General features: G+C 67.3%; 13 protein-coding genes, 3 rRNA genes and 1 riboswitch. Of the genes, 13 read left to right on the top strand and 3 right to left on the bottom strand.

What is annotated here, in order from left to right:
• Positions 1 to 65: 65 nt before the first annotated feature.
• Both ptsP and OHB09_RS05155 read right to left on the bottom strand, forming a co-directional pair.
• The gene (ptsP, locus tag OHB09_RS05160) at positions 66 to 1,736 is read right to left on the bottom strand and encodes a phosphoenolpyruvate--protein phosphotransferase (RefSeq protein WP_040895993.1); all 1,671 of its coding nucleotides are present in this window, start codon (positions 1,734 to 1,736) and stop codon (positions 66 to 68) included.
• Between the two features lie 78 nt (positions 1,737 to 1,814).
• Entirely contained in the window at positions 1,815 to 2,264 is a 450-nt protein-coding gene (locus tag OHB09_RS05155) for a PTS sugar transporter subunit IIA (protein WP_006141489.1), read from the bottom strand.
• Between the two features lie 577 nt (positions 2,265 to 2,841).
• On the opposite strand from OHB09_RS05155, the gene OHB09_RS05150 reads away from it, so the two are divergent.
• The 13 genes from OHB09_RS05150 (at position 2,842) to OHB09_RS05090 (ending at position 18,857) form a co-directional block, all read left to right on the top strand.
• Positions 2,842 to 4,365: ribosomal RNA gene (locus OHB09_RS05150) — 16S ribosomal RNA — on the top strand.
• Positions 4,366 to 4,678: 313 nt separating this feature from the next.
• Positions 4,679 to 7,802: ribosomal RNA gene (locus OHB09_RS05145) — 23S ribosomal RNA — on the top strand.
• 110 nt (positions 7,803 to 7,912) lie between these two features.
• Positions 7,913 to 8,029 (top strand): 5S ribosomal RNA (gene rrf, locus OHB09_RS05140).
• The 16S, 23S and 5S rRNA genes sit together here, the layout of an rRNA operon.
• A 188-nt stretch (positions 8,030 to 8,217) precedes the next feature.
• A complete protein-coding gene (locus OHB09_RS05135) occupies positions 8,218 to 8,826 on the top strand; it encodes a CDP-alcohol phosphatidyltransferase family protein (protein ID WP_006144111.1) in 609 nt (202 codons plus the stop codon).
• A gap of 113 nt (positions 8,827 to 8,939) precedes the next feature.
• Positions 8,940 to 11,435 (top strand): mannose-1-phosphate guanyltransferase, encoded by a 2,496-nt coding sequence (locus OHB09_RS05130; RefSeq protein ID WP_167796078.1) that lies wholly within the window; start codon positions 8,940 to 8,942, stop codon positions 11,433 to 11,435.
• Positions 11,436 to 11,581: 146 nt separating this feature from the next.
• Positions 11,582 to 12,484, top strand: coding sequence for a DUF881 domain-containing protein (locus tag OHB09_RS05125; RefSeq protein WP_191889562.1), 903 nt, complete (start codon positions 11,582 to 11,584; stop codon positions 12,482 to 12,484).
• Positions 12,481 to 12,813 carry a small basic family protein gene (locus tag OHB09_RS05120; protein ID WP_006144114.1) on the top strand — a complete coding sequence of 111 codons (333 nt, stop codon included), beginning with the start codon at positions 12,481 to 12,483 and terminating at the stop codon, positions 12,811 to 12,813. Before OHB09_RS05125 ends, OHB09_RS05120 begins: the two co-directional genes overlap by 4 nt.
• Positions 12,814 to 12,818: 5 nt before the next feature.
• Positions 12,819 to 13,808, top strand: coding sequence for a DUF881 domain-containing protein (locus tag OHB09_RS05115; protein ID WP_191889563.1), 990 nt, complete (start codon positions 12,819 to 12,821; stop codon positions 13,806 to 13,808).
• Positions 13,809 to 13,869: 61 nt separating this feature from the next.
• The gene (locus OHB09_RS05110) at positions 13,870 to 14,820 is read left to right on the top strand and encodes an FHA domain-containing protein (protein WP_078631320.1); all 951 of its coding nucleotides are present in this window, start codon (positions 13,870 to 13,872) and stop codon (positions 14,818 to 14,820) included.
• 43 nt (positions 14,821 to 14,863) lie between these two features.
• Entirely contained in the window at positions 14,864 to 15,616 is a 753-nt protein-coding gene (gene ftsR, locus OHB09_RS05105; protein ID WP_006144118.1) for a transcriptional regulator FtsR, read from the top strand.
• A gap of 139 nt (positions 15,617 to 15,755) precedes the next feature.
• Complete coding sequence (locus tag OHB09_RS05100; RefSeq protein ID WP_006144119.1) at positions 15,756 to 16,229, top strand: bifunctional nuclease family protein; 474 nt, start codon at positions 15,756 to 15,758, stop codon at positions 16,227 to 16,229.
• Between the two features lie 248 nt (positions 16,230 to 16,477).
• Positions 16,478 to 17,149: a MerR family transcriptional regulator gene (locus OHB09_RS05095; RefSeq protein ID WP_093597456.1), complete on the top strand. Its 672-nt coding sequence runs from the start codon at positions 16,478 to 16,480 to the stop codon at positions 17,147 to 17,149.
• Positions 17,150 to 17,252: 103 nt separating this feature from the next.
• On the top strand, positions 17,253 to 18,857 hold the full coding sequence (locus OHB09_RS05090; protein ID WP_328921662.1) for a DNA polymerase IV: 1,605 nt from the start codon (positions 17,253 to 17,255) through the stop codon (positions 18,855 to 18,857).
• On the opposite strand, the gene OHB09_RS05085 is transcribed toward OHB09_RS05090, so the two are convergent.
• Complete coding sequence (locus OHB09_RS05085) at positions 18,752 to 19,189, bottom strand: PRC-barrel domain-containing protein (protein ID WP_176945144.1); 438 nt, start codon at positions 19,187 to 19,189, stop codon at positions 18,752 to 18,754. The two genes, OHB09_RS05090 and OHB09_RS05085, sit on opposite strands and share 106 nt — an antisense overlap.
• A gap of 114 nt (positions 19,190 to 19,303) precedes the next feature.
• A riboswitch (glycine riboswitch) is annotated at positions 19,304 to 19,400 on the top strand.
• The last annotated feature ends 122 nt before the right edge of the window (positions 19,401 to 19,522 follow it).

Genomic DNA, 19,522 nt, shown 5'->3' with positions numbered 1-19,522 from the left:
GCTCCACCCGCGGGTGAAGCGCCCCTCGACTCCGGCGCGGCACCGCGTGCCGTGCCCTGCTCGCCCTATTCGCCGGACAACACCGCCCGAGCGGCCTCACGGGCCTCCTCGGCGGTGTCCGCCGCCCGCGCCGCCGAGGCCGCACGCTCGCACTGGGCCAGCGTGTGCTTCGCCAGCGTCGCCCGCACATAGGGAAGCGAGGCCGCACCCATCGACAGGGAGGTGACCCCCAGACCGGTCAGCACACACGCCAGCAGCGGATCCGAGGCGGCCTCACCGCAGACCCCGCAACTCCGGCCCTCGGCCTCGGCCGCCTCGGCCGCCAGCGCCACCAGGTCGAGGAGCGCGGGCTGCCACGGGTCCTGCAGCCGGGACACGGCGCCCACCTGCCGGTCGGCGGCGAACGTGTACTGCGCGAGGTCGTTCGTACCCAGCGACAGGAACTCGACCTCCTGAAGGATCGACCGGGCCCGCAGCGCGGCCGAGGGAATCTCGACCATCGCCCCGAACTTGGCCCGCAGGCCGGCGTCACGGCAGGCATCGGCGAACGCCTTGGCGTCGGCGCGGTCCGCGACCATCGGGGCCATGACCTCGAGATGCACCGGCAGTCCCTCGGCCGCCCTGGCCAGTGCGGTGAGCTGGGTGCGCAGCACCTCGGGGTGGTCCAGCAGGGTGCGCAGACCCCGCACGCCCAGCGCCGGGTTCGGCTCGTCCGCGGGAGTCAGGAAGTCCAGCGGCTTGTCGGCACCGGCGTCGAGCACCCGCACCACGACCCGGCCCTCGGGGAAGGCCTCCAGGACCTGGCGATAGGCCTCGACCTGCTTCTCCTCGGACGGCGCGTTCTCGCTGTCGTCCAGGAAGAGGAACTCGGTGCGGAACAGCCCGACGCCCTCGGCCCCGGCCTCCACCGCCGCCGGCACGTCCGCGGGCCCGCCCACATTGGCGAGCAGAGGCACCTTGTGACCGTCGGAGGTGGCGCCCGGCCCGGTCGACGCGGCCAGCGCCGCCCGCCGCTCGGCCGCCGCGGCCTCCAGCAGCGCCCTCTTCTCCTCGTCCGGCTCGACGAAGATCTCACCGGTGCTGCCGTCCACGGCGATCACCGTGCCCTCGGCGATCTCGCCCGCGCCCGGCAGCGCCACCACGGCGGGCACCCCCAGCGCACGCGCGAGGATGGCACTGTGGCTGGTCGGCCCGCCCTCCTCGGTGACGAAACCGAGAACCAGCGAGGGGTCGAGCAACGCGGTGTCGGCCGGCGCCAGGTCCCGGGCGATCAGCACGTACGGCCGGTCGCTGTCCGGGACACCCGGCATCGGCACCCCGAGGAGGCGCGCGACGATACGGTTGCGCACGTCGTCGAGGTCGGCGACCCGGCCCGCCAGGTACTCACCCGCACCGGCCAGCAGCGCACGGTAGGAGGCGAAGGCGTCGTACACGGCACGCTCGGCCGTGCTGCCGACCGCGATCCTGCGCTCCACGTCGGCCATCAGCTCGGGGTCCCGGGCCATCATGGCCTGCGCCTCCAGCACGGCCTGCGCGTCACCCCCCGCCAGGTTGCCGCGCGCGTTGAGGTCCGCCGCGACGGCCTCCACCGCCTGACGGGCGCGCCCCTGCTCGCGCTCCGCCTCCTCCACCGGTATCTGCTTGGCCGGCGGCTCCAGCACCGCCGTACCCATGTGCCGTACCTCGCCGATCGCCACACCGTGGCTCACACCGACGCCTCGCAGCGTTGCTTCCATGTCAACCGTCTCCGCTCGTACGGCGGGTACCACCGCCGCGCTCGTCCAATTTCCGCGCCGCCAGGGACGGCTTCGAGATCACTGCCAGGAGAACAGCTGCTCGCCGGCCGCCACGTCCCCGCTCTCCCGGACGGCGGACAGGGACTCGGCCGTGGCCTCCAGCGCCACGACCGGGCAGACCGGGGACTTGCCGGCCTCCTCCACGGCCGCCGGATTCCAGCGGACGACGGCCTGGCCGCGCGTCACGGTGTCGCCCTTGTTGACGAGGAGCTCGAAGCCCTCGCCATTGAGCTGAACGGTGTCGATACCCAGGTGCGTCAACACGCCGTGCCCGTCCCCGTCCACCACGACGAAGGCGTGCGGATGCAGCGAGACGACGACACCGTCGACAGGGGCGGTCGCCTCCGAGGGCTCACGCACGGGGTCGATGGCGGTGCCGGGCCCCACCATCGCCTGGGAGAAGACGGGATCGGGTACCGCGAGGAGTCCGATCGCGCGCCCTGCGAGAGGGGACGAGACGGTGGTCATGGGGGGCCTCCCGAGGGGTGGAAACGTACAAGAACCGCAGGTCCGCCGTTGGCCGGATGCCCGGTTCGACGGGTCGGACAGCAGCGTATGTCATGGGAGGTACGGGTTCCGCAGCAGACGAGCGGGTCGGGCGCCCAGGAGGGCAGGGCAATCGATTTGCACCTCCTCGACGGACCGCTGTAGAATTGAACTCCTGCTGGGGGCGATGCGGCGTGGCCAAGCGCCCTCACCCGGCAGTAATCAATTCACCAGATCCTATTTCCGGGGTCGCTTCCTGCGTTCCCGCAGGACAGTGGTCAAAAGCCCCGGAAAACGCTGGTAGAGTTGAGAACACCGAAGGGAAGCGCCCGGAGGAAAGCCTGAGAGAGTCTCTCGGGTGAGTACGAAGGAAGCGTCCGTTCCTTGAGAACTCAACAGCGTGCCAAAAGTCAACGCCAGATATGTTGATACCCCGTCTCCGGCATCTGCTGGGGCGAGGTTCCTTTGAAGAAAACACAGCGAGGACGCTGTGAACGGCTGGGCTTATTCCGCCCGGCTGTTCCGCTCTCGTGTGTGTTACCGGGATTACCCGGAAGCATTCACGGAGAGTTTGATCCTGGCTCAGGACGAACGCTGGCGGCGTGCTTAACACATGCAAGTCGAACGATGAACCACTTCGGTGGGGATTAGTGGCGAACGGGTGAGTAACACGTGGGCAATCTGCCCTGCACTCTGGGACAAGCCCTGGAAACGGGGTCTAATACCGGATACAACCACTGACCGCATGGTCGGGTGGTGGAAAGCTCCGGCGGTGCAGGATGAGCCCGCGGCCTATCAGCTTGTTGGTGAGGTAATGGCTCACCAAGGCGACGACGGGTAGCCGGCCTGAGAGGGCGACCGGCCACACTGGGACTGAGACACGGCCCAGACTCCTACGGGAGGCAGCAGTGGGGAATATTGCACAATGGGCGAAAGCCTGATGCAGCGACGCCGCGTGAGGGATGACGGCCTTCGGGTTGTAAACCTCTTTCAGCAGGGAAGAAGCGAAAGTGACGGTACCTGCAGAAGAAGCGCCGGCTAACTACGTGCCAGCAGCCGCGGTAATACGTAGGGCGCAAGCGTTGTCCGGAATTATTGGGCGTAAAGAGCTCGTAGGCGGCTTGTCACGTCGGTTGTGAAAGCCCGGGGCTTAACCCCGGGTCTGCAGTCGATACGGGCAGGCTAGAGTTCGGTAGGGGAGATCGGAATTCCTGGTGTAGCGGTGAAATGCGCAGATATCAGGAGGAACACCGGTGGCGAAGGCGGATCTCTGGGCCGATACTGACGCTGAGGAGCGAAAGCGTGGGGAGCGAACAGGATTAGATACCCTGGTAGTCCACGCCGTAAACGGTGGGCACTAGGTGTGGGCAACATTCCACGTTGTCCGTGCCGCAGCTAACGCATTAAGTGCCCCGCCTGGGGAGTACGGCCGCAAGGCTAAAACTCAAAGGAATTGACGGGGGCCCGCACAAGCGGCGGAGCATGTGGCTTAATTCGACGCAACGCGAAGAACCTTACCAAGGCTTGACATACACCGGAAAGCATTAGAGATAGTGCCCCCCTTGTGGTCGGTGTACAGGTGGTGCATGGCTGTCGTCAGCTCGTGTCGTGAGATGTTGGGTTAAGTCCCGCAACGAGCGCAACCCTTGTCCCGTGTTGCCAGCAACTCTTCGGAGGTTGGGGACTCACGGGAGACCGCCGGGGTCAACTCGGAGGAAGGTGGGGACGACGTCAAGTCATCATGCCCCTTATGTCTTGGGCTGCACACGTGCTACAATGGCCGGTACAATGAGCTGCGATACCGTGAGGTGGAGCGAATCTCAAAAAGCCGGTCTCAGTTCGGATTGGGGTCTGCAACTCGACCCCATGAAGTCGGAGTCGCTAGTAATCGCAGATCAGCATTGCTGCGGTGAATACGTTCCCGGGCCTTGTACACACCGCCCGTCACGTCACGAAAGTCGGTAACACCCGAAGCCCGTGGCCCAACCCGCAAGGGAGGGAGCGGTCGAAGGTGGGACTGGCGATTGGGACGAAGTCGTAACAAGGTAGCCGTACCGGAAGGTGCGGCTGGATCACCTCCTTTCTAAGGAGCACTTCTAGGCTGTTTCGGCAGTCCAGAGGCCAGTACATCGGCGAATGTCCGGTGCTGGTTGCTCATGGGTGGAACGTTGACTACTCGGCCGGATGTTCGGGTCGGAGGCTGTTAGTACTGCTCTTCGGAGTGTGGAACGCATGATCTTCGGACGGGTTCTGGTCGGGCACGCTGTTGGGTGTCTGAGGGCATGGCCGTGAGGCTGGGTCTTCGGGATGCCGGCCCCAGTGAACTCGCCCTTAGGGGTGGGGTGGTGGGTGGTTGGTCGTTGTTTGAGAACTGCACAGTGGACGCGAGCATCTGTGGCCAAGTTTTTAAGGGCGCACGGTGGATGCCTTGGCACCAGGAACCGATGAAGGACGTGGGAGGCCACGATAGTCCCCGGGGAGTCGTCAACCAGGCTTTGATCCGGGGGTTTCCGAATGGGGAAACCCGGCAGTCGTCATGGGCTGTCACCCGCTGCTGAACACATAGGCAGTGTGGAGGGAACGCGGGGAAGTGAAACATCTCAGTACCCGCAGGAAGAGAAAACAACCGTGATTCCGGGAGTAGTGGCGAGCGAAACCGGATGAGGCCAAACCGTATGCGTGTGAGACCCGGCAGGGGTTGCGTGTGCGGGGTTGTGGGATCTCTCTTTTACGGTCTGCCGGCCGTGAGACGAGTCAGAAACCGTTGATGTAGGCGAAGGACATGCGAAAGGTCCGGCGCAGAGGGTAAGACCCCCGTAGTCGAAACATCAGCGGCTCGTTTGAGAGACACCCAAGTAGCACGGGGCCCGAGAAATCCCGTGTGAATCTGGCGGGACCACCCGCTAAGCCTAAATATTCCCTGGTGACCGATAGCGGATAGTACCGTGAGGGAATGGTGAAAAGTACCGCGGGAGCGGAGTGAAATAGTACCTGAAACCGTGTGCCTACAAGCCGTGGGAGCGTCGGAGCAAGGCTTGCCTTGTTCTCGTGACTGCGTGCCTTTTGAAGAATGAGCCTGCGAGTTTGCGGTGTGTTGCGAGGTTAACCCGGGTGGGGTAGCCGTAGCGAAAGCGAGTCCGAATAGGGCGTTTGAGTAGCACGCTCAAGACCCGAAGCGGAGTGATCTAGCCATGGGCAGGTTGAAGCGGCTGTAAGAGGTCGTGGAGGACCGAACCCACCAGGGTTGAAAACCTGGGGGATGACCTGTGGTTAGGGGTGAAAGGCCAATCAAACTCCGTGATAGCTGGTTCTCCCCGAAATGCATTTAGGTGCAGCGTCGTGTGTTTCTTGCCGGAGGTAGAGCACTGGATAGGCGATGGGCCCTACCGGGTTACTGACCTTAGCCAAACTCCGAATGCCGGTAAGTGAGAGCGCGGCAGTGAGACTGTGGGGGATAAGCTCCATGGTCGAGAGGGAAACAGCCCAGAGCATCGACTAAGGCCCCTAAGCGTACGCTAAGTGGGAAAGGATGTGGAGTCGCAGAGACAACCAGGAGGTTGGCTTAGAAGCAGCCACCCTTGAAAGAGTGCGTAATAGCTCACTGGTCTAGTGATTCCGCGCCGACAATGTAGCGGGGCTCAAGCGTACCGCCGAAGTCGTGTCATTGCAGCATGTACTCCCAACGGAGGCTGTGATGGGTAGGGGAGCGTCGTCTGCCGGGTGAAGCAGCCGCGTAAGCGAGTTGTGGACGGTTGACGAGTGAGAATGCAGGCATGAGTAGCGATTCACACGTGGGAAACGTGTGCGCCGATTGACTAAGGGTTCCTGGGTCAAGCTGATCTGCCCAGGGTAAGTCGGGACCTAAGGCGAGGCCGACAGGCGTAGTCGATGGATAACCGGTTGATATTCCGGTACCCGCTGTGAAGCGTCAAACATCGAGCATCGTGATGCTAAGGCCGTGAAACCGCCCCTGATCTCTTCGGAGTGAGGGGGAGTGGTGGAGCCGCCGGCCCAAGCGGTTAGTAGGTGAGTGATGGGGTGACGCAGGAAGGTAGTCCATCCCGGGCGGTGGTTGTCCCGGGGTAAGGGTGTAGGCCGGACGGTAGGTAAATCCGCCGTTCATTAAGGCTGAGACCTGATGCCGAGCCGATTGTGGTGAAGTGGATGATCCTATGCTGTCGAGAAAAGCCTCTAGCGAGTTTCATGGCGGCCCGTACCCTAAACCGACTCAGGTGGTCTGGTAGAGAATACCGAGGCGTTCGGGTGAACTATGGTTAAGGAACTCGGCAAAATGCCCCCGTAACTTCGGGAGAAGGGGGGCCATGTCTGGTGAGCCGTCTTGCACGGTGAGCTGGGTGTGGCCGCAGAGACCAGCGAGAAGCGACTGTTTACTAAAAACACAGGTCCGTGCGAAGCCGTAAGGCGATGTATACGGACTGACGCCTGCCCGGTGCTGGAACGTTAAGGGGACCGGTTAGTCACTCTTCGGGGTGGCGAAGCTGAGAACTTAAGCGCCAGTAAACGGCGGTGGTAACTATAACCATCCTAAGGTAGCGAAATTCCTTGTCGGGTAAGTTCCGACCTGCACGAATGGCGTAACGACTTCTCGACTGTCTCAACCATAGGCCCGGTGAAATTGCACTACGAGTAAAGATGCTCGTTTCGCGCAGCAGGACGGAAAGACCCCGGGACCTTTACTACAGTTTGATATTGGTGTTCGGTTCGGCTTGTGTAGGATAGCTGGGAGACTGTGAAGCTCGGACGCCAGTTCGGGTGGAGTCGTCGTTGAAATACCAGTCTGGTCGTGCTGGATGTCTAACCTGGGTCCGTGATCCGGATCAGGGACAGTGTCTGATGGGTAGTTTAACTGGGGCGGTTGCCTCCTAAAGGGTAACGGAGGCGCCCAAAGGTTCCCTCAGCCTGGTTGGTAATCAGGTGGTGAGTGTAAGTGCACAAGGGAGCTTGACTGTGAGACCGACGGGTCGAGCAGGGACGAAAGTCGGGACTAGTGATCCGGCGGTGGCTTGTGGAAGCGCCGTCGCTCAACGGATAAAAGGTACCCCGGGGATAACAGGCTGATCTTCCCCAAGAGTCCATATCGACGGGATGGTTTGGCACCTCGATGTCGGCTCGTCGCATCCTGGGGCTGGAGTCGGTCCCAAGGGTTGGGCTGTTCGCCCATTAAAGCGGTACGCGAGCTGGGTTTAGAACGTCGTGAGACAGTTCGGTCCCTATCCGCTGCGCGCGTAGGAGTCTTGAGAAGGGCTGTCCCTAGTACGAGAGGACCGGGACGGACGAACCTCTGGTGTGCCAGTTGTTCTGCCAAGGGCATGGCTGGTTGGCTACGTTCGGGAGGGATAACCGCTGAAAGCATCTAAGCGGGAAGCCTGCTTCGAGATGAGGACTCCCACCCACTTGATGGGGTAAGGCTCCCAGTAGACGACTGGGTTGATAGGCCGGATCTGGAAGCCAGGTAACTGGTGGAGGTGACCGGTACTAATAGGCCGAGGGCTTGTCCTCAGTTGCTCGCGTCCACTGTGTCAGTTCTGAGACAACGAACAGTTGTCGGCAGAGAGCTGAACGCTACTTTCGTTTGAAAAGTGTGCTTGTTCGCTCGAAACCATTAGGGTTTCGGTGGTCATAGCGTAGGGGAAACGCCCGGTTACATTCCGAACCCGGAAGCTAAGCCTTACAGCGCCGATGGTACTGCAGGGGGGACCCTGTGGGAGAGTAGGACACCGCCGAACAAATATTGGAGAAAGCCCCCGTGCCATTGGCACGGGGGCTTTCTTGTTTTCAAGCGCTTGCCGGAAATGCGAGGCCCGCGGGCCGGCCGTACCGACCTCCGCGTCGAGCCACCCCTCCGCTCCGCCGTTCGATCCGGGCGGGTAGGGTCAGGTGGCATCGTCGGCACATTTCCTCAGGAGGCCCCCGGGTGGAGGTCCAGGAGACCCGCGTTCAGACCGACCGGGTCCTCACCATCCCGAACATCCTCAGCATGGCGCGACTCCTCGGGGTACCGCTCTTCCTGTGGCTGATCCTCAGGCCCGAGTTCGGCGGCCCCGAGAGCGACGGCTGGGCGCTGCTCGTGCTGGCGTTCAGCGGCATCAGCGACTACCTCGACGGCAAACTCGCCCGGCGCTGGAACCAGATCAGCAGCCTGGGCCGGCTGCTCGACCCCGCTGCCGACCGTCTGTACATCCTGTCGACGCTCGTCGGGCTCACCTGGCGCGAGATCCTGCCACTGTGGCTCACCCTCGTCCTGCTGGCGCGGGAACTCGTCCTGCTGGTCATGGTCGGCATCCTCAGGCGGCACGGCTACCCGCCGCCGCAGGTGAACTTCCTGGGCAAGGCGGCCACCTTCAACCTGATGTACGCCTTCCCGTTGCTTCTGCTCAGTGACGGAAGCGGATGGCTCCCGTCACTCGCAGCCATTTTCGGATGGGCGTTCGCAGGGTGGGGTACAACCCTGTATTGGTGGGCAGGAGTCCTCTACGTGGTACAAGTCCGCCGCCTTGTCCGTGCGGACGCCATGGCCGATTGAGCTCGCCGGTTGTACGGCCTGAGGTGGCTCGTTGGCCCGCGTCGTAATTGTGCGGGACAATCAGGACGGGTGAAGTCGGCCAACCGTCGTCTCTTGAGGAGGACGCTTCCGACATGAAGGCCGTCGTGATGGCCGGAGGCGAAGGCACGCGCCTTCGCCCCATGACCTCGAGCATGCCCAAGCCGCTCCTGCCCGTGGCGAATCGCCCGATCATGGAGCACGTGCTACGGCTGCTCAAAAGGCATGGGCTGAACGAGACTGTGGTCACCGTGCAGTTCTTGGCCTCTCTGGTCAAGAACTATTTCGGTGACGGCGAAGAGCTCGGCATGGAGCTCACCTATGCCAACGAGGAGAAGCCGCTCGGTACCGCGGGCAGCGTCAAGAACGCGGAAGAGGCCCTGAAGGACGACGCGTTCCTCGTCATCTCGGGTGACGCCCTGACGGATTTCGACCTCACCGATCTGATCAACTTCCATAAGGAAAAGGGCGCCCTTGTCACCGTCTGTCTGACGCGTGTGCCCAATCCGCTGGAATTCGGCATCACGATCGTGGACGAAGAGGGCAAGGTCGAGCGCTTCCTGGAGAAGCCGACCTGGGGGCAGGTGTTCTCCGACACCGTCAATACCGGCATCTACGTGATGGAGCCGGAGGTCTTCGACTACGTCGAGGCCGACGTGTCCGTCGACTGGTCCGGTGACGTCTTCCCGCAGCTCATGAAGGAGGGCAAGCCGATCTATGGCTATGTCGCCGAGGGCTACTGGGAGGACGTCGGCACCCACGAGAGCTACGTCAAGGCGCAGGCCGACGTGCTCGAGGGCAAGGTCGACGTCGAACTCGACGGCTTCGAGATCTCGCCCGGGGTCTGGGTGGCCGAGGGAGCCGAGGTGCACCCCGACGCCGAACTGCGGGGCCCGCTGTACATCGGTGACTACGCCAAGGTCGAGGCCGGCGCCGAGATCAGGGAGCACACCGTCGTCGGGTCGAACGTGGTCGTCAAGAGCGGCGCCTTCTTGCACAAGGCCGTCGTCCACGACAACGTCTACATCGGGCAGCACAGCAACCTGCGCGGGTGTGTGGTCGGCAAAAACACCGACATCATGCGGGCGGCCCGCATCGAGGACGGCGCGGTCATCGGTGACGAGTGCCTGATCGGTGAAGAATCGATCGTTCAGGGCAATGTGCGCGTCTACCCGTTCAAGACGATCGAGGCGGGCGCCTTCGTCAACACCTCGGTGATCTGGGAGTCCCGGGGGCAGGCCCATCTCTTCGGGGCCCGAGGTGTCTCCGGCGTCCTGAACGTGGAGATCACCCCGGAACTCGCCGTGCGGCTGGCCGGTGCCTATGCGACGACCCTCAAGAAGGGCTCGACCGTCACCACCGCCCGTGACCACTCCCGCGGTGCGCGCGCGCTCAAGCGGGCCGTCATCTCGGCACTCCAGGCGAGCGCCATGGACGTCCGCGACCTGGAGAACGTGCCGCTGCCCGTTGCCCGGCAGCAGACGGCGAGAGGCAGCGCCGGCGGCATCATGATCCGGACGACGCCCGGGGTGCCCGACTCCGTCGACATCATGTTCTTCGACAGCCAGGGCGCGGACCTCTCCCAGGGGGGCCAGCGCAAGCTCGACCGGGTGTTCGCGCGCCAGGAGTACCGGCGTGCGTTCCCCGGTGAGATCGGTGACCTGCACTTCCCGTCGAGCGTCTTCGACTCGTACACCGGGTCCCTGCTGCGGAACGTGGACACCACCGGGGTCGCCGAGTCGGGACTGAAGGTCGTCGTGGACGCCTCCAACGGCAGCTCCGGCCTGGTGCTGCCCAGCCTGCTCGGCAAGCTGGGCGTCGACTCGCTGACCATCAACCCGGGCCTCGACGAGTCCCGGCCGACGGAGACCGCGGACATGCGGCGCTCCGGGCTGGTGCGCCTCGGGGAGATCGTGGCCTCCTCGCGGGCCGCCTTCGGTGTGCGTTTCGACCCCGTGGGCGAGCGGCTCTCCCTCGTCGACGAGAAGGGCCGCATCATCGAGGACGACCGCGCCCTGCTGGTGATGCTCGACCTCGTCGCCGCCGAGCGGCGCAGCGGACGGGTGGCGCTGCCGGTGACCACCACACGCATCGCCGAGCAGGTGGCCGCTTACCACGGCACCCAGGTGGAATGGACGACGACCTCGCCCGACGACCTCACCCGGGTCGGGCGCGAGGACCAGACCATCTTCGGCGGCGACGGCCGGGGCGCGTTCATCGTGCCGGAGTTCAGCAGCGTCTTCGACGGCACGGCCGCCTTCGTCCGCCTGATCGGACTGGTGGCGCGGACGCAGCTCACGCTCAGCCAGATCGACGCGCGCATCCCGCGGGCGCACGTCCTCAAGCGCGACCTGGCCACCCCGTGGGCCGTCAAGGGCCTGGTGATGCGCCGGGTCGTCGAGGCCGCCGGTGACCGTTCCGTGGACACCACGGACGGTGTGCGGGTGGTGGAGAGCGACGGCCGCTGGGTGATGGTGCTGCCCGACCCGGCCGAGGCCGTCACGCACCTGTGGGCGGAGGGCCCCGACGACGCCTCCGCCCAGGCCCTGCTCGACGAGTGGTCGGCGATCGTCGACAGCGCGGGCCGCTGACCCGCCGCCGGAGGGTGTGAGCGGAACCCGCCGCACCCACCGCACGCGTACACGCGCGTGCCGGACAAGTACCCCCAAGGGTGCCTGTCCGGCACGCGGGTGGGGCCATTCGGAGGTATGGCGGACGACGTGCGACGATGTGCGGCATGCCGCAGCCACCCCCCGTTCGGCGGACGGTGACGCGTCCCTCGCGTCCGGACGCCTCCATGTCGTTGCTCACCAACGTCATGGATCACAGCCTCGACGACGGCTACGCCGAGGCCGCCGCCAGGAGGCGGGCCGAGGGCGCAGGCGGCATGCCGAAAACGGTGCGCGCCCGACTGGGCCTCGCGGCCGGACTGGTGCTCGCGGCGCTGGTGGTGACCGTCGGCGCGGCCCAGGCCCGGGTCGCGGCGCCCACGGTGGCCAAGGAACGCCAGGAACTCATCGACCGGATCGACCGTGAGACCGAGGCCGCGGACAAGCTGGAGACCAAGGTCGACGCCCTGCGGGACGACGTGAGTGCCCGGCAGCGGCAGGCCCTCAAGTCCGGGGGCGGCGAGGGCACCGATCTGGTGGGCATCCTGTCGGGTGCGGTCGAGGTCCACGGTCCGGGCGTCAAACTGGTCGTCGACGACGCCAAGGAGGCCTCCGTCGGCGGCAACGGCGACCCGCGTCAGACCGCGGGCTTCTCCGACACCGGACGGCTGCGGGACCGCGACATGCAGCGCGTGATCAACGGGCTGTGGCAGTCCGGCGCGGAGGCCGTCAGCATCAACGGGCAGCGCCTGACCGCGCTTTCGGCGATCCGGGCGGCCGGGGACGCCATACTTGTCGACAACAGGCCGCTGGTGCCGCCGTACACGGTGCTCGCGGTGGGGGACGGCGAGCGGCTGAGCCGCAGGTTCCAGGACAGTGCCGACGGACTGTATCTGCATGCCCTGCAGGAGAACTACGGGATCCGCACGGCCATCTCCGCGCAAGCGGACCTGAAGCTGCCCGCCGCGCCGAGCGTGATCGTACGAACAGCTGAACCGAGCACCGAGAACACCGGGAAGGGCACATCGTGATCGCCGTACTGGGCCTCGTCGTGGGAGTCGTGGCCGGCCTGTTGGTCCGGCCCGAGGTGCCCGTGGCCGTCGAGCCGTATCTTCCGATCGCGGTCGTCGCCGCGCTGGACGCCGTGTTCGGCGGGCTGCGGGCCATGCTCGACGGCATCTTCGACGACAAGGTCTTCGTGGTGTCGTTCCTGTCCAACGTGGTCGTCGCCGCACTGATCGTCTTCCTGGGCGACAAGCTGGGCGTCGGGGCCCAGCTCTCCACGGGCGTCGTGGTCGTCCTGGGCATCCGCATCTTCTCCAACGCCGCCGCGATCCGCCGGCACGTCTTCCGGGCGTGAGGCCGATGAGCGAGGAGAACGAGAGGCGCGAGGCGGCCCGCGAGGGCGAACCGCCCGCCGGGGGCGCCGACCGCCCGGACACGGGTGAGCGGACGTCGCGCGACGTTCCAGGGGTCGCCCCGCAGCGCCTGCGCGCGGAGTTGCCCCAGGAAGTCCGTACCGCGCCCGCCGGGACCGGGCAGGCGCCGTACACGCCGCCGCCCCGGACGGTGCGCACGCCCTCGGAGCCGGAACCGGAGGCGGAGCCCGGCGGCGACGCCGCCGAGCCGCCGGCGACGGGCCGTCAACGGCTGCTGAACGGACTGTGGCCGCCGCGGCTGACCCGCGCGCAACTCATCGTCGCGCTGCTCCTCTTCGGCCTCGGCTTCGGTCTCGCCGTCCAGGTCGCCTCCAACAGCGACAGCGACAGCGCGTTGCGCGGCGCCCGCCAGGAGGACCTGGTCCGTATCCTCGATGAACTCGACGACCGCACGCAGCGTCTTGAGGACGAGAAGCAAGGGCTCGAGGACCAGCGGGACGAGCTGGAGAACAGCTCGGACCGGGCGGAGGAGGCGCGCAAGCAGACGGCCCGGAAGGAGAAGCAACTCGGCATCCTGGCGGGCACGGTGGCCGCGCAGGGACCCGGCATCACGGTGACCGTCGTGGACACGAAGGGGAAGGTCGAGGCGGACATGCTGCTCGACGCGATCCAGGAGTTGCGTGCGGCGGGTGCGGAGGCCATCCAGCTCGACGACGTGCGGGTGGTCGCCGACACCTATCTCGCGGACTCGGGCAAGGGAATCGCCGTCGACGGGAACAAGATCAACGGTCCCTATCGTTTCAAGGTCATCGGCAAGCCGCAGGACCTCGAGCCGGCGCTCAACATCCCCGGAGGAGTGGTGCAGACTCTGGAGAAGGAGCAGGCCACGGTCACCGTGGAGCGTTCGACGAAGATCGTCGTGGACGCCTTGCGAGCCCCGGAGCGGCCTGACTACGCTCGGTCGTCCTCCCAGTGAGGCCGGGGCGCATGGGGAGCGTGTGGCGAGGGCATGAGCTTGCGGGGGGTCGGCGCACCGAATGGCGGGTGCGTGGTGGAAACTGTCTGGTGGATACGGACGTTGTGAGGATGTCCGGGTCGACCGGTGTGTTCAATCAGGGTTCGTCCTGCCCCACGGGCGGGTCTGTTTCGGTCAAGGGGAATCGCCCGTGAAGTTGTTTGCGAAGTTGTTCGGCAAGAGCGCGCGAGAGGGCAGCGAGAACGCCACCGCCCGTCATCGCGCACAGCCGCAGGAAGCGGAGCGCCCGCTCTTCCGCGATCAGGTCGCGGGCGGTGACGTTTCAGGAGGTCAGGGCGCGTCGTCTGTTGACCCTGCCGGTTCCGGACGCATAGGTTTCGGGGATCCGTCGACCTCGGGTGCGGGTGGAGGATTCGGCTCCGACCCGTACGCGTCCCAAGCCCCTGGTGGGCAGCCGCGTCAGGAGGATCCGTCCATGTCGGCCCTGGTGTGTTCGAGGTGCGGCAACCGCAACGCGGAGAACAGCCGCTTCTGCTCCAACTGCGGCGCGCCGCTGCGGGCGGGCGCGGTGCCCGAGCGTCCCTCGGAGACGACGTCCACGATCTCCATCTCGGGTCTCGAGGCGTACGACTCCGAGACCACCGGTCAGACGCAGATGCCGATGCTGTCGCCCGAGGCGCAGGCCGCGGTGGACGCGCTGCCGCTCGGCTCGGCGCTGCTGGTGGTGCGCCGGGGCCCCAACTCGGGCAGCCGCTTCCTGCTGGACAGCGAGCTGACCACGGCGGGCCGCCATCCGCAGAGCGACATCTTCCTGGACGACGTGACGGTCTCGCGCCGCCACGTGGAGTTCCGCCGCACGCCGGAGGGCACGTTCACGGTCGCCGACGTCGGCAGCCTCAACGGCACCTACGTCAACCGTGAGCGCATCGACCAGGTAGCGCTCGCCAACGGCGACGAGGTGCAGATCGGCAAGTACCGGCTGGTCTTCTACGCGAGCCAGCGGGGCATCTGAGCCTCCCCGGGCCCCGGGCCCGGGGAGAGACCGGGGAAGGCCCATGCCTCACACACCGAGTGGCGGTGCCGGAAGCGGCACCGCCGCCGCGGACCGCGAACTGATGAGCATCGGCACGGTCCTCAACGTGCTGCGCGAGGAGTTCCCCGAGGTCACCGTCTCCAAGATCCGGTTCCTGGAGGCGGAAGGGCTCGTCGAGCCGCGGCGGACCCCGTCCGGGTACCGCAAGTTCACCGCAGCCGACGTGGAGCGCCTCGGGCACGTCCTGCGGATGCAACGGGACCACTACCTGCCGCTCAAGGTGATCCGGGAGCACCTCGACGCCAGGGAGCGCGGCGAGGAGGTCCGCATCCCCTTCCCGGGCCGGCCGCGCGAGACGGCCGGCGGGGAGCGGCTGGAGGACCTGCTCGCCGAGCCGGAGGCGTCCACCGCCCGCATCTGCCGTGAGGACCTGCTCGCCGAGGCCGGGATGGCCGAGGAGCAGCTCGCGGAGTGGGAGGCGTACGGCCTGCTGGCTCCGCTGCCGGACGGCACGTACGAGGCCGAGGCCGCGACCGTGGCCACTCTGGTGGTGGAGCTGGGGCGGTTCGGCATCGAGCCGAGGCATCTTCGGGTGATGAAGGCCGCCGCCGACCGGGAGGCCGGCCTGGTCGACCAGGTGGTGGCTCCGTTGCGCCGCCACCGCAACCCGCAGACGCGGGCGCACGCGGAGGCCCGCACGAAGGAGATCGCCGGTCTCGCGGTGAAGCTCCACGCCGCGCTGGTGCAGACGGCACTCGGCGTACGGCTTCCCTGAGGCAGGCCGTGTGGGGGCCGTGAGCGGGCCGTGAGCAAGGGCCGAGCGGCGTCACGGTGCGTTGTTCGCCGAGGGCGGATACCCGCCCCGATCCCGCCTCGACTACCCAAACGTCCCGCCCTCGGCCTAGGGTTGCTGTGTGAACGAGCTCGATGTCGTAGGTGTCCGGGTCGAGATGCCCTCCAACCAGCCGATCGTGCTCCTGCGTGAAGTGGGGGGCGACCGCTACCTCCCCATCTGGATCGGCCCCGGGGAGGCGACGGCCATCGCCTTCGCGCAGCAGGGCATGGCCCCCGCGCGGCCGCTGACCCACGACCTGTTCAAGGACGTGCTGGAAGCCGTCGGACAGGAGCTCACGGAGGTGCGCATCACGGATCTGCGTGACGGCGTCTTCTACGCGGAGCTGGTGTTCGCCAGCGGCGTCGAGGTGAGCGCGCGTCCGTCCGACGCCATAGCGCTGGCGCTGCGCACCGGTACCCCGATCTACGGGAGCGACGGTGTGCTCGACGACGCGGGCATCGCGATCCCGGACGAGCAGGAGGACGAGGTCGAGAAGTTCCGCGAGTTCCTCGACCAGATCTCGCCCGAGGACTTCGGCACCAGCAGCCAGTGAGCGCGCCGGCCCCGTCGGCGCTTCCTCGGGACCACCTGCTTCCGCGCGGGCCCGGCCGGCCCGCGCACGGGGGGCGCACGACGGCGCACAGAAGGCGCACCAGGCCATTCGGCTAGCCTTTCCCCGCGGAAGGGCACGGGAAACCACTCCCAGGGTGATTATCACTCGGCGTGCCGAGTGTGGCGATCGTTGACGCACCCCTGGTGACTGCCTACCGTCGGGAAGGCAGGTCTAGGACGGAGGTCGGCGTGAGAAGCAGCGGCGACGGTACGGCCGGGGGTGTCCCCGGGCGCATCCCGGGGGACAGCGGCCGGTATGTGCTTCGCGCCGGCGCGCCCGGCCCCGTGCCGTCGCGCCCGGTGCCGATGCCGCACGGGCAGGCCCTCCCCGCCGCTCCGGCCGGCGCCACCGGCCCGGCAGATCCCGAGGAGCGGGTCGGCTACCGGGGGCCCACCGCCTGCGCCGCCGCCGGCATCACCTACCGCCAGCTCGACTACTGGGCCAGGACCGGCCTCGTCGAACCGAGTGTGCGGCCCGCGCACGGGTCGGGCACCCAGCGGCTCTACAGCTTCCGCGACGTCGTCGTCCTGAAGATCGTCAAACGTTTCCTCGACACCGGGGTCTCCCTGCAGAACATCCGGACCGCCGTCCAGCACCTGCGGGAACAGGGCCTGCGGGACCTCGAGCGCGTGACGCTGATGAGCGACGGGGCGACGGTCCACGAGTGCACCTCGCCCGACGAGGTGCACGCGCTGCTCCAGGGCGGGCAGGGCATCTTCGGCATCGCCGTCGGCGTGGTCTGGCGGGACGTCGAGGCCGCTCTCTCCCAACTGCACGGCGAACGCGTCGACACGGGCGAGACCCTCGTCGGGGCGCACCCGGCGGACGAGCTGGCGCGCCGCCGCAACCGGGCGGTCTGAGGCGCCGGGGACGTCGCCGCGCAGCGCGCGCGTTCCGCGGTCCCCGGCACTCCGCACGGGGCGCTTGGCCGCATTGTCAGTGGTGTGGTGCAGCATCGGAGGTGTGCGAAGCGCGCCCACGATCCTGCATCTCGACATGGATGCCTTCTACGCCTCGGCGGAGCAGGCGTCCAAACCCAGCCTGCGCGGGAAGGCCGTCGTCGTGGGGGGCCTGGGTCCGCGCGGGGTGGTGGCCACGGCCTCCTACGAGGCGCGGGTCTTCGGAGTGCACTCGGCGATGCCCATGGGGCAGGCACGGAGGCTCGCCCCGCACGCCGCCTACCTGGTGCCGCGCTTCGGTTTCTACCGCGCCATCAGCGAGCAGGTCATGGGGCTGTTGCGGGCCCTGTCGCCGCTGGTCGAGCCGCTCAGCCTGGACGAGGCCTTCGTCGACCTGGAGGCCGGGGGAGTCGCCCGGGACGAGGAGTCGGCGCGGCTGACCGGGGCCAAGCTGCGCGCGGACATCAAGGCCGTCACCGGGCTGACCGGTTCGGTGGGACTGGCCGCCTCCAAGATGCTCGCCAAGATCGGTTCGGAGCAGGCCAAACCGGACGGCCTGGTGGTCATCCCGCCGGGCACCGAACGGAACCTGCTCGCTCCGATGTCCGTGCGCACCCTGCCGGGGGTCGGTCCGGCCACCGGGGACCATCTGCGCCGGGGCGGGATCACCACCGTCGGGGAGATTGCCGAGGCCGGCGAGGCGGAGCTGGTACGGCTGCTGGGCAAGGCACACGGGCAGGCGCTGTACGCGATGGCGCTCGCGCGCGACGAACGGCCGGTGGTGGCCGAGCGGGACACCAAGTCGGTCTCCGTGGAGGACACCTACGACGTGGACATCCACGACCGGGTACGGGTCCGCACCGAGGTGACGCGGCTCGCCGAGCGCTGTGTCCGGCGGCTGCGGGAGGCGGGGCTGTCGGGGCGCACCATCGTGCTGAAGGTGCGCAGATACGACTTCTCGACGCTGACCCGCTCCGATACCCTGCGCGGCCCCACGGACGACCCGGTGGTGGTGCGCGAGGCGGCCGGGAGGCTGCTCGAGTCGGTGGACACCACCGGCGGGGTCCGGCTGCTCGGCGTCGGCGTCAGCGGCCTCGCCGACTACACCCAGGAGGACCTGTTCGCGCAGGCGCGCCTGGAGGCCGGGCAGGCGGCCGCGGAACCGCCCGAGGAGGCCGGGCAGGGACCGCGGCCGGAGGAGGCCGGTTCGACGGGGCCGCCGGGAGCGTACGGGCGGGGGGCCGGTGGCGCCGCTTCCGGGGAGCAGGCCGCGGCCGACGGGCGGCAATGGCGGGCCGGGCAGGACGTGACGCACACGGAGTTCGGGCCGGGCTGGGTGCAGGGGAGCGGGCTGGGGCGGGTGACCGTGCGGTTCGAGACGCCGCAGTCGGCGCCGGGCCGGGTGCGCACCTTCCGGGCCGAGGACCCCGGTCTCCGGCCCGCCGACCCGCTGCCGCTGATAGCCGGACCGGATCCGGGCGAGGACCCCGGTGGGGATCCGGGCGCGGCCGTCCCCCCGCCCGAGGCGAACGCCGGTGTGCTCCTCGAGGGGCGTGGGGCGGGTCAGGACAGCTCGTCCGTGCCCGCCAGCTCGTCCCTCGCCGAAGGGCCCGGGGCCTCGGCGTCCCGCGTCCCGGTCCCGCCTCCCGCCACTCGTCCGAACGAGTGATCCGGCACGGGGGGAGACACGGCCACGTCGAGTCCGTAGTGGCGGAAGAGCTGCAGTTCCTGCTCGGGAGAGAGGTGACGGCCGACGCCGAAGTCGGGGGCGTCCCTGATCAGGGCGCGCTCGAAGGGGACGCGCAGGGCGCCGTCCTCCAGCTCACTGGGGCCCAGGGGCACGAAGGCGTCCCGGGAGAACAGGCCGGTGCGTATGGCGGCCCACTCCGGGTGTCCGGTGGCGTCGTCGAGGTAGACCTCGTCGATCGTGCCGATCTTGACGCCCTTGCGGTCGAACGCCTTGCGGCCGATCAGATTGCGGGGGTCGATGTCGGTCTGCACGGTCCCGTCCCTCCTGGCTGTGCGTGTCGGGAACACCACGAAACGGCATGTTCCGGGCGGCGGCCACTCGAAAACCGGTCCGAAGGAGCCGCTGGTAGGCTGGTGGACGGCCGTCGACCCCGCGCGGGAGAGTCCTCCGGACACAGTCCGGGGGCGCCGAAGGAGCAAATCCTCCCCGGAATCTCTCAGGCACCCGTACCGCGCGGACGAGGTCACTCTGGAAAGCAGAGCGGGTATCGACGGTGTCCGCTCTCACCGACGGTGAAAGCCGCAGTGCCCGCCGAGGGCCTGTCCGGCGAAGCTCTCAGGTCCGGATGACAGAGGGGGAGGCCG

It is taken from the genome of Streptomyces griseoaurantiacus (assembly GCF_036189845.1).
GTDB lineage: Bacteria > Actinomycetota > Actinomycetes > Streptomycetales > Streptomycetaceae > Streptomyces > Streptomyces griseoaurantiacus.
Note: the sequence above shows the minus strand (reverse complement) of the source record. Positions and strands in the feature narration are given on the sequence as shown.

What these genes read in the sequence shown, in the direction of transcription:
- ptsP (WP_040895993.1), bottom strand. Translation starts at nt 1,736, where the DNA reads ATGGAAGCAACGCTGCGAGGCGTCGGTGTGAGCCACGGTGTGGCGATC.
- OHB09_RS05155 (WP_006141489.1), bottom strand. Translation starts at nt 2,264, where the DNA reads ATGACCACCGTCTCGTCCCCTCTCGCAGGGCGCGCGATCGGACTCCTC.
- OHB09_RS05130 (WP_167796078.1), top strand. Translation starts at nt 8,940, where the DNA reads ATGAAGGCCGTCGTGATGGCCGGAGGCGAAGGCACGCGCCTTCGCCCC.
- OHB09_RS05125 (WP_191889562.1), top strand. Translation starts at nt 11,582, where the DNA reads ATGCCGCAGCCACCCCCCGTTCGGCGGACGGTGACGCGTCCCTCGCGT.
- OHB09_RS05115 (WP_191889563.1), top strand. Translation starts at nt 12,819, where the DNA reads ATGAGCGAGGAGAACGAGAGGCGCGAGGCGGCCCGCGAGGGCGAACCG.
- OHB09_RS05110 (WP_078631320.1), top strand. Translation starts at nt 13,870, where the DNA reads ATGGCGGGTGCGTGGTGGAAACTGTCTGGTGGATACGGACGTTGTGAG.
- ftsR (WP_006144118.1), top strand. Translation starts at nt 14,864, where the DNA reads ATGCCTCACACACCGAGTGGCGGTGCCGGAAGCGGCACCGCCGCCGCG.